Here is a 13,299-nt window from a genome sequence, read left to right as displayed (position 1 = left end):
CGTCCGGCATTCGCCCGGTTCATCGTCCGCGAGCCTGGCGTTCAAGCCGACCTCCCTCTCACTCGGCGGCGGGCTCAGCTCACTGCAACTGTCCGGTTCCTCGGGTCCGCTCTCTTCGGGCCTGGGGAACCGGACTTTTCCCAGAGACCCGACGACGCAACTGTCGCGCGTGCGCCTGCGCGACAGTTGCGTCGTCGGTCCGTTTCGCCGAGGTTCTTCAGCAGCTTCGGGCCGTCGCCACTGCGGATCTTTTCGCAAGCCTCATCGGCCAGCCCGAATCCGTCGGTCACGTGACCGGCATGACTGCCGGAGCCGGAGAAGTTGTCTCCCTGCAGCAGGCGATCGACACCAGCGACCTCGGTGACGGCCCGGCGTATCGCCGGGCGGTGGACATCCAGGTCGTAGCAGAAGTTCGAGGCGAAATCGATGGCGCCCTCCCTGCTCTTCGAGCCCGGGGGCCATGATCTGGTTGGTCTCGCTGAAAACCGCCACAGCGGCTAGGCGCAATGCCGTGACTCTGACACGAAAAGTTGAGTGAGTGTGCTGGTCAGGCCGTTGCTGCGATGGGCTCGAAGCATACGGTGAGGCCGAGGCGGTTGGCTTCCTTCGTCATGCGACGCATGGCGCGTTCGGGGTCGCGGCGGGTGAAGTAGTCGGCGCCGAGGTCCTGGTAGCGGGTGTGGCGTAGGCCGTTGCTCCGGACGGTCTGGGAGAGCGTCGCCTCGATGCCGGCGCGGCCGGCATAGCGTCGTTGCCATTCCCCGGTCTACGGGTCGAGGCGGTTACGGACCTGGATCTCGTGCAACGGCTGTGGGAGCAAGGCGATCGAGCGGGGCCTGGTGGCCGATGCGGTGCACGGGTGACGGTCCGGGCAGGCCAGGCAGTCGGCCTTGGCGAAGCGGAACTGGAGGTACTCGTGGCCGTTGATGCGGAGCGTCCCCGGCTGGGAGCTGGTCCTGCCGCGGGGGCACGTCGCCTGCCGTAGGTCCCAGTCGATCGCGAACGCGGACTTCCCGAAGCCCTCGCCGCTCTTGGCCTGGCGGCTGTGGTCGGCGACGATCGGGCCGAGCAGTGTGATCCCGCGGACCTGCTGGGCGCGTTGGACATGGGGCGGGGTGATGTAGGCGGCATCGACCACGTGCTCAGCAGGGGGCAGGGCTGTCTGGGCCAGGTCGTCGTGGATCTGCTCGGTGAGCTTGCCGTCCTGGACCGGGGCGATCGTGGTGGCGACGTGCACCACGATCTCGGGCCGCTGTTCCTCGCAGGTCTCGGGTGTAGTGCACGCGATAGCCGCTCCACTCGGTGCCGTTCTTGGTGCAGTAGTGCGCGTCGGTGTCGTAGGGAGAGCCGAGGCGCAGGCTCGCCGGTGGCAGCGCGTGCCCGCCGTGCCGGCGGAGCTGTCCTCCCTCGTCCCAGTAGTAGTGGTGGACCCACACCTGTCGCAGGACTTCAACCTGCGGAAGGGTCCGCAGCCGGCCCGGTGCACCGCAGGCCCACAGAGCGGCCAGCACTTTCTGCCCGTCCCGTCCGAAGACCTCCGCTCGCGTAATCACGGCCTCAGGCCCACCGGGCACCTTCCGGATCTCAATCTTCCGTCCGTACCTCTTGTCCCACTCGGGTTCGATCAACGGCTGCAGCCACCCCGGCGCGATCACGGCCAGCTCCTCCAGAGCCGCGCGCAGGCTCTCCCCGGCCAGCTCCAGGCGGCTGAGGCGTCGCACCGCGGCCAGCACATACGTCGCGTCGGTACGCTGCCGCCCGCCGGATTTCAGCAGCCCCGCCTCGGTCAGCCGCGTGAGCATCACCTGCAGCATCCGGGCCGCCGCGTCACCTTCGACCAGACGAGCGCGGAAGTCGCACAGGAGCGAGTAGTCGAACCCCGTGTCCTCCAACTCCAGGCCCAGAGCGTACTTCCAGTCGATCCGCGTACGCACTGCCTGGGCCGCCGCCCGGTCCGACAGATCCTCGGCGAACTCCAGCACCGAGACGAGCGCCAACTGCCCTGCACATCGAGACGGTCCCGCACCAGCATCGCGGGCGCCCCCTTCGGGCACGCCGCCCAGGCCGTGCGCACGGTCCGCGCCGGAATCCGCTGATAGTCCCTCGGCTGCAACGACATCAGGCCCGCCTCGACCTCGGCGCCGCCCCGCTGTCTCCACTGAAGCACCGCCCGGAGCAGCTGTCAGCACCCCCTGAAGATCACCAACAGACTCATTCCGTGACTCTTAAGTCCATCCTGATCCTCATTAAAGGTGCCAGGACGCGCAGTGCCTTCAGTTCCGTTGTTCATGTGAGCGCCTGGGAGGATTCGTCGGGTCAGGAATCATCAACCGCTACAAGGGCGAGCCACTGCTGAAGACTCAGGAGTTGACACACGGCACCCTGGAGTGCGTCGACACCGTCAAGAGTCGCCGTTTCCACCAGGAAGTCCTTGGCCTCGATGCGCCGCACGCCAGCGTCGGTCGCTGATGATCCCCAAAGGTTCCAACCATACGTACACGGTTGTCGAGACGGGCAAGATCAACGCGCAGATGATCCCGGACATCACGAGTTCAGCGACCTCAAGGGCGACTAGCACTCGATACACGCCCATGCCCCCGAGTTCCGGGCGCGGTTCCACAAGGTGCTCCAAGAAAAGAAGGAGTCCGGCGCGGTGTGAGTCGGGCCTGACAGGCCCGCACCTTGCAGGCCGATGTCCAGAGGCCGACGATCTGCGCCATAAGCCACCGACGCGTAAAGCTGATACCGTTTATTCTTCGCATATGCGGCACGTGGCAGTGGAGAGCGAGCGGATGACCGAGGACGTAGGGCGAGCAGTCGAACGGCCGGAGGCCTTGCCGCGGCTGCCCAAGATCTCTGAGCAGCTGGCCGACCGGCTGCGTGCGACCATCCTGGGCCGTGGCATGCGGCCCGGGGACCGACTGTCCAGCGAGGCCGAACTCATCTCCCACTACGGCGTGGCCCGGGGCACGGTCCGGGAGGCGCTGAGGCTCCTGGAGTCCGAGGGCATTATCGAGATCCGGCGGGGGCGGCAGGGCGGCATCATGGTCCGCAAGCCTGAGCCCGACCGGATCGGCCAAGCCGTAGTCGTACTGCTCACGATGGCCGAGGTCACTGTCCGCGAACTGATCGACTATCGGCTACTGATCGAGCCCGGCGCCGCAGGGGCGGCGGCCCGGACCGCCACGGATAAACAGTGCGCAGCCCTGCGGCGGCTGGCCACCGAAGAGCCGCACCAGGAACTGGAGTTCCACGTCGCGCTGGCCGAGTGCAGCGACAACTCCCTGCTGCGGCTGACCATCACCACACTCCACAAGGCGCTCACCGCACACTCCTACCTCGACCGGATCACCCCGGCCGACGAGGAGGCGGCCCGCCGCGCCCACCACGCCATCCTGCAGGCCGTCGAACAGCGCGACCCGGAGATGGCGGGCCTGACCATGACGCGGCACCTCCAGCGGTTTCGCGAATTGCTGGCCGAGCACGACCGGCTCAACGACCGGCTCATCCCCTCCGACTGGTGGCTGTCCCGTATCTGAAGCGGCCCTGGGGAGGCGCGTCCGGGAAACGGGCAGCGCCACAGAGACCGACAGCGAGGCGTTTTGCGTCTCAGAGCCCCCAGAACAGGAACGGCAATGAAGATCGCACGCTTCCAGCGCCAGGACGAACACCGGGACCAGGAACACAGCGTCTGGGCATCGTCGACATCAAAGCCGGTGAACTGCAGCCAGTTGTGGGGCGGTTAGCCGACTGGGCCCTGCTCTCACCGCCGGGGGCGGCACGCCTCACCCGGAGAGGAAGCCGCCTCCCCTCACCAAAGTACGGATACTTTCCCCGCTGACCGCGACCTCGACGGTCGTCGGCATGAGCTACTGGTCGCACCTGGAGAAGCTGGGCGTGACCGAACACCCGGCGAGCACCGTCGGCTTCCTCAAATTGCGTGCGGCGATCGTCGGTCCCGAGGACGACCTGGTCTAGCCAGCGATCACCGAGCAACTCGACTTCGAGGTAGAACTCGTAGCAGTGATTGGCCTGTTCGACCCTTCCGCCCTCCCCGTGTCGGCGTACACCTGAACGTGGCTCTGGCAAGAATTTCGTAGGCGGAGATCATCTCGGGGTGAGGGTCAGCCGGTCCGCATCACGGCGCCGAAGGTGGGCGATCAGTACGACGCGGTGGCGGAGAAGTGGGACGCCGGCGCGTCCGGCCATCAGGCGTTTCTGGAGTTTCACATCGGTGATACGGCCTTCGTTGACGCCGGAGTTGTAGCGGGTTGTGATTCCGTTGATGACTGCGGGCTGGTCTTCGTGCAGGGCTTTCGCCATGCCGGCGAGTGGCGGCAGCCCGCTGCCGGTGAGCTGGTCGAGCCAGTCCGCCAACGGGGCGGCGTCGCGGGTATCGAGCATGGCGGCGAACTGACGGACCAGGTGGTGGGCGTGCTGAAGTTCGGGGCAGTGCTCAAGGAGCCGATGCAGGCGCTGCGTGGTGTGCGGAGTGCGCCGTTCGGGAGCGGTGATGATCCAGCGTGCGGCTTCACGCGGGGAAGGCGGCCGTTCGCGCGGCGCGTCCAGGGGCAGGCCGAGGCGCAGGGGTGCGACGGCCATCTTGACCCGCTGGTAGTGCCCCAAGTACCCCTTGATCTGAAGCTCCTGGTGAAGGATCTTCGCGCTGTGCTCGCCCTCGTCCCAGCGTTGCTGCAAGTGGTCGAGGTAGGGGTCCAGGGCGGTGGTGCGGCGGGGAGGGCGGCGCATGACCTTCTGCCAAGTGCGGGCACGGGCGTACTTGCGCACCGTACGGCGGTCCAGGCCGAGTTCCCGGGACGTGCTGCTGTAGGAGCGGCCTGTGTCGGTGAGGGCGTGTACGGCCTCGAACAGCCGCTGTGCGTGTAGCCCCGCAGGGGTCTCTGCTGGTGGAGGTGCTGTTGACGAGTCGCTGGCGGGTGCGGGTTCCAGCTCCGGGAGTGCGGCGGGCAGACAGCCGTGGTGGGCGGAAGCGATCTTCTGGATCTGCGGGGACAGGCCCTGCCAGAGGTGAAAGCGGTGGCTGACCTGGAGGGCTTCGGGGGCACCGGAGGTGATGGCCTGCCGGTAAGTGAGAGAGCCGTCGCGGCAGACGACCTCGATACCGGGATGCTCGCGCAGCCATCGGCCGAGTTGTTCGGCGTCCCGGCCTTCCCAGAGAGTGAGGGGAAGGCGGGTGGTGGCGTCGACCAGGAGGGTGCCGTAGGTGTCGCCGTAGAGTGCGAAATCGTCCACGCCCAGCACCCGGGGTGTGACCGGCGGTGGCAGCGGCACCCGCATCAATTGGGAAAGCACCGTGCACCGGGAGAGCGCGACGTGGATGACGCGCAGCATGCGGGACCCGCCGCGGCCCGCCAACAGGACGCCGACCGCCTGGACCACCTGTTGCAGCAGCGGCGTGCGCCGCTGGTAGCGGACGGTCGGTCCCGGCACTTGCTCGGCGAAAGTCACCTTCGGGCAGTCGGCGTTCTCGCAGTACAGACGGCGCACACTCAAGTCGATTCGGACCGGTCGGCCGCCCAGAGCCGTATCAGCGAGGCGGCGTTCGTAGCGGCTGTGGACCCACTCACTCGGTGCCCCGCACCCCGTACACCACGCTGGAGCGCGGGCCCGTGTCCTGGCCCGGACCACCACCGCCGGTTCAGAGACATCAATCGAGACCACCAGTACGTCCGCCAAGTGCGGTAACAGGCAAGGCAGTTCAATAGTGCACAGTCAGATCCTGCCCGTGATGCGGACCGGCTGACCCTCACCCCGAGATGATCTCCGCCTACGAAATTCTTGCCAGAGCCAGAAAACCTCGTACGCCGACACCCCGGCCCACGGACGAGGCCCTTGGGACACAGTGGACAACGACGTCAGTGCACGCGACACGCCCTCGCCGCTGGGTCGGGTGGACCTGTTCAGCATGAAGGCCCTGGACCGGACGACGCCACTGGGCCCCTGGATCACCACCAAGGATGAGTCCGGAGGCTCCGGCCAACCCGATCTGCTCTTCAACGGCACTACGGACGGTGTCGCCGCCGAGGACAGCCGTTACGTGAAGCCGAGCGATCTCATCGAGCGGAGATCGCGCGGATAGGTGTACTGCGCAACACACCGTGGGCTTCTCTGGAGTGTTGACCTGCGCGGTGTGTTGTTGCCACGGTCGTCGACGACGATCTCCAGGTGGTGTCGGTCGCTGATCAGTTGCTGAGGTTCTTGCGGTTTGGCCGCAAGCGCGCCGAGCTGACGACCAAGTCGTATGCCGAGGGTGTGCCGCTGTAGTTGCTGTGGGCCGGATCACAAGGCGGCAATGGCCGCAGGCGGCTCGGGACATGGGCTCGTTCATGGTCTGGCTGAAGTACACGCCGTCGACGCCGGACGGCGAACCGGCTCCGGTGGTGCTGGGCCCGGGGCCGAGCCGGCCCCGGAGGGAACAGCGGATGAACGGGGTGCTGACCGCGGTGTGTGGGCTGTTGACGACGACACCGCTGGCCTGGTGCTTACCGGTAAACGGCACGGGGGCCATGGCCTCGGTCTGGCTCGCGCACGCGTCGAACAGCACTCCAAAGCTGGGTGACCACACGGAACCAGGTGAGTTCCCGCCGCCCTCGCAGGCAGCGGAGACTCTTTTCAGCTTGCCAAAGTCCCTTGGTGAAGTACAAGCGCCAACCCGTCCCGGTCTGGCGCCACAAGGAACTCCGTCACACCTGGCGCCCCTGATCGTCAGCGAAGTACGTCAGGTGCACGATTCCCGGAGCCAAGACGGTCCCTGAAATCCTACTGACCTTGACCGGCGACTCCGAGGACGCCGATCCCGCACTCGTCACCGTGGGGATCGACTGCACGTCCCACCAGCGACCAGACGCTCCGATCTCGGTGAACTTCGTGTGAGCGATCACGGAATTGCGTAATCGTTCACAGGCGGTCCATGCGGGGCTGTCGATGCCGTCACCGTAGTGGTTGGTCTTGGTGGAAGTAGTGGTCCACACGTGGCACCGCAGTCGGAGGCGGTCCCGGTGGTCCAGTCAGCGAGGCGGTGGGTGCGTCCAGGGTCCAGGTCTGCTTGGTGGTGCCGGCGGTTTCCCGCCGGACGAGGTCGCTGGTGTAGCACGCGATGGCAGTGCCGTCGGGGAGGGCCGTGGTGCGGCCGAAGGCATCGTGGGTGCAGCCGGTGTCAGTGATGCGGTCGGCGCTGTCATAGGTGTGGGTCGCCGTCCCCCTCCCCCGCCCTCTGTCTCGCCGACCGCCGGACGCTCACGCATGGGGCAATCGGCATCGGAGCCGAGCTGATCACCGGCACAAATTTCGCCATGATTATGGACTTCTATATACATTGATGACATGGATCGGCGGCCCATACTCAGCGCCATCGACGACGACACAGAGGTCATCGAAGCCCTGCGTCTCGCGTTGGAACAGGCCGTGGCCGAGCTCGGCGGAATGGGCGGCATGGCGCATATGCGTGAGTATGGGCATGGGCGTGAGCACAATCTGCGCCTGGTGGCGAGCAGCGGGCTGCCCAGGATAATGACCGAGCCCTGGGTGTCCCTCGACGACCGAGGTGACTCGCCCACGGCCCGTGCCGTGCGTGCGGAAGGCCCGGTCTGGGTTCCCGCGCCGCCGCTGCCCGGCGAGCCCTCACCCCGGCCGTCCGCGGCCCCCGCCCCCGGTCTTCCCGGCGCCGCCTCCGTCCCGGTGTCAGACCCGGACGGAGTCATAGGATCGCTCACCGTCCTGGCCGCCGCCCGAAGCGAGCCCGGACCCGAGCAGTGGGCGTTCCTGGAAGCCGTCGCGGCCTGGGCCGCCGAGCGGCTGCGCCGCCCACTCCCGCCCGGGCCCCCGCAACCGCACGAGAAGCCGTCTCCCGCGAGCCCTCCGGGAAGCGGACTGCGGCAGGCGCTCAACGCCGTACACGTAGGTTCCTACGACTGGAACATGGTCACCGGCGAACTGCTGCTCGACGAGGCGGCGATGACCGTGCTCGGCATCGATCCGCAGACGTTCGACAGGCGGACCGAGACATGGATGGACATCATCCACCCCGACGACCTGCCCTCGCTGACCATCGCGACCGACAAGGCGATCCGGGACCGGAGCATGTTCGGCACGGAGTACCGCGTGAATCGCCCGGACGGCACCACGGGCTGGATCCAGGTACGCGGCCGGGTGCAATGCGACGAGAACGACCTGCCGCTCGGCACGGTCGGTACGGTCTGGGACAGCACGGAGTCCCGCAGCGCCCGCGACGCGGTCGGCCGCGCCCTGCGATACATGAGCGACGGCTTTCTCGCGCTGGACCACGAGTGGCTGATCACCTTCCTCAACACGCAGGCGGAGCGGGTCCTCGGCCGCGGCCAGGAGCTGGTCGGCCACCCGGTGTGGGACCTCGCCGCCGAGCTCGACGTTCCCGATCTACGGGCCCTGTGCCAGAAGACAGTCGCCCTGTCCACGCCCACCGGACTGGACATCCGGGCACCCGGAACCCGGCGCTGGTACCACCTGCGGCTGGTCCCGCTCCCCGACGGCCTGGCCTTCTACTTCACCGACATCCACGCCAAGCGGACGCGGGACGCCGAGCGCGAGGCGGCCGTACGCGCCGACGCCGAGCGGGCCGCCCGCATCGCGGAGTTGACCGCGGCGCTGGCCAGCGCGACCGGCGCCGCGGATGTGACGGACGCCGTGGCCCGGCACGTACTGCCGCCGTTCGGCGCGGTCGGAATGGTCGTACAGGTCATTGAGGGCACCCGGATGCATCCCGTCGGCAGCGTCGGCTATTCCCAGGAATTCCTCGACCGGATCACGGGCCTCTCCCTGTCCGGGCACAACGCGGTCGCGGACGCCCTGGCCGCCCGCACCCCGCAGTTCTTCTCCTCTCCCGAGGAGTACGTCGCGCGCTACCCGGCGCTGGCCGACCATCCAGAGGCGGCGGGCAAGAAGGCGTGGGCGTTCCTGCCGCTGGTCGCCTCGGACCATCCGATCGGGGTGTGCGTGATCTCCTTCGACCGGCCGCGCGACCTCACCGGGGAGGAACGCACGCTGCTGGTCGCGATCAGCGGCTTCGTCGCCCAGGCGCTGGAACGGGCCCGGCTCTTCGACGCGGAGCACACTCGCGCGCAGGAGCTTCAGCGCGCCCTGCTGCCCCAGGCGCTGCCCTCGCTGCCCGCCTGCACAGCTACCGCCCGCTATCTGCCGGCTGGGCAGGGCATGGACGTGGGCGGCGACTGGTACGACATCATCCCGCTCTCCAGTGACCGGGTCGCCCTCGTCATCGGCGACGTCATGGGCCATGGGCTTCCGGAGGCGGCCACCATGGGGCGACTGCGCACCGCCGTACACACCCTCGCCGAGCTGGACCTGCCCCCGGACGAGATCCTCGCCCACCTCAACGACATCGTCTCCGGGCTCGGCGACGACTCGTACGCCACCTGTCTGTATGCGGTCTACGACCCCGTCACCCACGGTTGCGCCTTCGCCCGCGCCGGCCATCCGCCGCCCGCTGTCGTCCATGCCGACGGCACCGTCGTCTTCCCCGACTCGGCTCCGAACCCTCCGCTGGGCGCCGCCGAGCCACCCTTCGAGAACGTCGAACTCGTGCTGCCGGAGAACAGCCTGCTGATCCTCTACACCGACGGGCTCGTCGAGTCCGTCGACCGCGACATCGAAGCCGGGATGGCCCGTCTCGCCCGGTTGCTCGCCGAGAACCGCGGCGGCGACCTCGACCTCCTCTGCGACAAGCTCATCGCGGGCCTCCTCCCGGTCCAGCAGCAGTCCGCCGATGACGCGGCCCTGCTCGCCGTCCGGGTGCACGGGCTCCCGCCCGACGCGATCGCCGCCTGGCCGCTGCCCCTGGAGCCGCAGGCGGCGGGCCAGGCGCGCAAACTGGTCCGGGAACAGCTCTCCATCTGGAGCCTGGACGAGTTGGCGATGACCACGGAACTGCTGGTCAGCGAATTGGTCGCCAACGTGGTGCGCTACGCCAGGGGCCCGGTGCTGCTCCGCCTGCTGCACAGCCGCACGCTGGTCTGCGAGGTATCCGACGGCAGCCTCACCACGCCCCGGATCCGCCGGGCGTCCGAGACGGACGAGGGCGGCCGGGGCCTGCAACTGGTCGCCGCGCTGTCCCAGCGGTGGGGCACCCGGTACACAGCGACGGGCAAGTGCATCTGGACGGAGCAGGCCCTGACCGGCCCCGAATCGCCGGACGCCCTGCTGGCCGTCCTCGACCCCACAATGTGAGACGTCCCGTCCGCCCGCTCCGCGGCAGCCCGCGGAAACCGCGAAGGAGGTCAGAAGAACTCCCGCCGCCAGGCATCGAGAGAACCCGATCCCATCGTGTGCGGCCCGTTCACGTTCTTCACACCGAGGCAGTGCGCGTCAACCCGAATCCCCAGACCGTGACCCGGCTCGCCCGCTCCCGCCGGGCAACCACCACCCCGGCCAACCCGCCCGAGGCTGTCTCCGCACCGAACAGCGGGGCACTCTCGTGGCAGGCACGAGGATCTCCGCCGAGGCCGAGCCCCTCGCTCCACCCCGGACTGCGCCAGCAGCCGACAAGGGCACGGCCGCCGGGTCATCGACCACCTGATCGGCCCCGGTGGCCCGCCGGAGGGTCGAAGTCCGCAGGGTGGGGCCAGTACTCACTTCCCAACCCCACTGCGAGATCGCCAGGGCCCACGCTCTCAAGTGGGGCATCTTCACGTTTTCGGGGCCACGGGACGGGACCGCTCCAAAGTGGCACTGGTGTTACAGGTGTTACACCAGACGGTCTCGCTTGCCCGGCGCCAAGCTGCACAAAGTGGTCTCCATCCGCCGTGCCACACGGTTGCCCCCAGAGAAGACGGCACACGCCCCTGACCCCAGTCAGGGGTCAACTCCCTTGCAAGTGAGGCTAGTTGTGCGTGACATCTCACACACCGACACAGGGAACAACCGGAGACACTACTCCAGTTAGTGGTGACGTGGCACCAAATGGAGACACGTCTCCGAATATTGGCCACGCCCAGGCATCCCCTGAATGACGGAAGTGAGTCTCATGTCCGACGGAACACCCAAGACACGCCTTCATCACCTCCGAGCCCTCACCCGCAGAGGAGCCGTACTCGGCGCCGCCGTTCTCGCCTTCAGCGGATTGGCCATGTCCACCGCGAACGCCCAGGCCGGCAGCATCACCGAGTTCGGTACCCCGACCGCCGACAGCCAGCCTTTGGACATCGTCCCCGGCCCCGACGGCAGCCTCTGGTTCACCGAAACCAAGGCCGACAAGATCGCGCGCATCACACCCGACGGCAAGATCACCGAGTTCGGCGACGGCATCACCCAGGGCTCCGCTCCTGCCTTCATCACCCGGGGCCACGACGGGAACATCTGGTTCACCGAAGGATTCGCGACCGACGGCACGGGCCCCGCACCCAAGAAGGTTCAGATCGGCCGCATCACCCCACACGGCAAGGTCACGGAATTCTCCGAAGGTCTCAACCCTGCCGATGGGATCAACTACATCACCGCGGGACCGGACGGCAATGTCTGGTTCACCCAGGACAGGGGCGGCCTCATCGGCCGTATCACCCCGCACGGCAAGATCACGAAGTTCAGCGAGGGCATCACCCCCGGCAGCTCGGTCCAGGACATCACCCCCGGCCCGGACGGCAATCTCTGGTTCACCGAGTCGCAGGACCGGATCGGGCGCATCACCCCGCGGGGCGAGGTGACCGAGTTCAGCACAGGCATCACGCCCGGCAGTTCACCTGCGGAGATCACGGTCGGCCAGGACGGCAACCTCTGGTTCACCGAGGCTCTCGGCGATCAGATCGGCCGCATCACGCCACATGGTGAGGTGACGGAGTTCGGGACGGGGATCACTCCTGGCAGCCTGCCGCGCGGGATCGCCACCGGGCGGGACGGGAACATCTGGTTCACCGAGTTCGGCGGTCCGTTCGCGACCGACGGCAACCGCATCGGCCGGATCACCATCAAGGGCAAGGTCACGGAATATTCCGCCGGCCTCACCGCCAACGCGCTCCCCTACGGCATCACATCCGGCCCCGACGGACAGATCTGGTTCACCGAGGCGGCCGCCAGCAAGATCGGGCGCATCACCGTCAAGTGAGGTCGAGTGGGTGCGGCCGGGCAGCGCCCGGCCGCACCCACCACCCACCAAACTCTCCGCGATCCGCCGGCCATCCCCTCGGGACGGCTCAGGATCAGATCGATGCCGTGCTCGAAGCATTCGTCGAAGTCGCTTCCGCCCAGGTAGGGAAGGGTCCTCGACAGCACCGAGTCGACAGCAAGGGGTGTGGCTCCTCCCCCGGCCAGGAGCGCGTCCGGAGGTACTCCCGGGCTATGCTCCCGGCCCCGCCTCGGGGCACGGCGTCAGCGCGTGCACGGGATGGAGGGGCGGCCGCCGGACTCGGAGACGCCCACGTGTCTGCGCCCCCGTTGCCATGCCACCGGTTCTGCAAGGTCTCGTCCTGGCGGCTCGGCTGCCGACCTCAGCAGACCATGTAGAGGCGGTTCATGGTCGAGTGGCTGGAGGCGAACGGGGGGCAGGTCGCTCTCCTGTGCTCGCCACGCACGCTCTTCGGTCGTCGACGGCAGGAGTGAGGACGGATTCCAGACGTCCAGGACGTGATACCCGAGGGCGCCCCCGGCTCTCGGCTCTTCACCGGGCGGTGTCAACGCCAGATCCGCGACTCCGTACCCCCTGCCGACGTCGCGGTACCCCGCGGACATGGGGAGGTTTTCCCATGCGTCTCTGTGGAGGCGGCGCAGTTGCACCTCCCCGGCGAAGTGGTTCGGGTCTGGGACTGCGGGGCTGCCGGTCTCGCCGTGGATCTCGATGTTCGCCGACTTCGTGGCGACGGCGTCGAAGCTCATGGCGAGGGTGGACAGCACCCCGGACGCATGCGTGAGGATGCCGGTGACGTGGATGTTGATGTTGATGCTGACCGGTATCACTTCCCCGGTGCGCGGACCGGACGTGATGACCCTGGTGGGCCGGGTGCGGCTGGCGGTCCCGAGCACCGAGGTGGCCGGGCCAAGCAGCGTGACCAGGGCGAACACGTAGTACGGGCGCATGTCCCACAGGGGCTCCGGGCCTGAGTAGAAGCCCGGGTTCGGGTGCCACAATTCGTGACCGGGGACGACCATGGTGGCTGTCGCGGCGATGAGCGCGCCGATCAGTCCTGTCAATCCCCCGGTTTCGTGGAGACCTTCCTATACATAGCCTCGCCGCCGCTATTTTCACGAGAGGTATTGACTGGCACCGGAGCGCCGCCTACCGCCTGCCTCCGAGACATC

The 13,299-nt window shown here is 67.9% G+C and carries 8 protein-coding genes; 4 read left to right on the top strand and 4 right to left on the bottom strand.

Going from position 1 to position 13,299, the window contains the following annotated elements:
- Window positions 1-766: 766 nt before the first annotated feature.
- Window positions 767-1,237: a transposase gene (locus OG787_RS45865; protein ID WP_405539393.1), complete on the bottom strand. Its 471-nt coding sequence runs from the start codon at window positions 1,235-1,237 to the stop codon at window positions 767-769.
- Entirely contained in the window at window positions 1,143-1,997 is an 855-nt protein-coding gene (locus tag OG787_RS45860) for a transposase (protein WP_405539392.1), read from the bottom strand. Before OG787_RS45860 ends, OG787_RS45865 begins: the two co-directional genes overlap by 95 nt.
- A gap of 765 nt (window positions 1,998-2,762) precedes the next feature.
- Here OG787_RS45860 and OG787_RS45855 point away from each other — a divergent pair.
- Window positions 2,763-3,539: a FadR/GntR family transcriptional regulator gene (locus OG787_RS45855; protein ID WP_405539391.1), complete on the top strand. Its 777-nt coding sequence runs from the start codon at window positions 2,763-2,765 to the stop codon at window positions 3,537-3,539.
- Between the two features lie 568 nt (window positions 3,540-4,107).
- Here the strand turns inward: OG787_RS45855 and OG787_RS45850 are convergent.
- Window positions 4,108-5,682, bottom strand: a complete 1,575-nt coding sequence (locus OG787_RS45850) for an ISL3 family transposase (protein ID WP_405540775.1) — start codon at window positions 5,680-5,682, stop codon at window positions 4,108-4,110.
- Window positions 5,683-5,863: 181 nt separating this feature from the next.
- Between OG787_RS45850 and OG787_RS45845 the strand changes: the two genes are divergently transcribed.
- The 3 genes from OG787_RS45845 to OG787_RS45835 all read left to right on the top strand — a co-directional run bounded on the left by OG787_RS45845 (window position 5,864) and on the right by OG787_RS45835 (window position 12,109).
- Complete coding sequence (locus OG787_RS45845) at window positions 5,864-6,100, top strand: fumarylacetoacetate hydrolase family protein (RefSeq protein WP_405539390.1); 237 nt, start codon at window positions 5,864-5,866, stop codon at window positions 6,098-6,100.
- A 1,244-nt stretch (window positions 6,101-7,344) separates the two neighbouring features.
- Window positions 7,345-10,239, top strand: coding sequence for a SpoIIE family protein phosphatase (locus tag OG787_RS45840; protein WP_405539388.1), 2,895 nt, complete (start codon window positions 7,345-7,347; stop codon window positions 10,237-10,239).
- Window positions 10,240-11,035: 796 nt separating this feature from the next.
- On the top strand, window positions 11,036-12,109 hold the full coding sequence (locus OG787_RS45835; RefSeq protein WP_405539386.1) for a virginiamycin B lyase: 1,074 nt from the start codon (window positions 11,036-11,038) through the stop codon (window positions 12,107-12,109).
- A 263-nt stretch (window positions 12,110-12,372) separates the two neighbouring features.
- Here OG787_RS45835 and OG787_RS45830 read toward each other — a convergent pair whose 3' ends face one another.
- Window positions 12,373-13,191: a hypothetical protein gene (locus OG787_RS45830; RefSeq protein WP_405539385.1), complete on the bottom strand. Its 819-nt coding sequence runs from the start codon at window positions 13,189-13,191 to the stop codon at window positions 12,373-12,375.
- Window positions 13,192-13,299: the final 108 nt, after the last annotated feature.

Origin of the sequence: Streptomyces sp. NBC_00075 (genome assembly GCF_045041225.1) — a bacterium.
GTDB classification, from domain to species: Bacteria; Actinomycetota; Actinomycetes; order Streptomycetales; family Streptomycetaceae; genus Streptomyces; species Streptomyces adonidis.
This window is presented reverse-complemented; position numbering and strand designations above follow the sequence as displayed.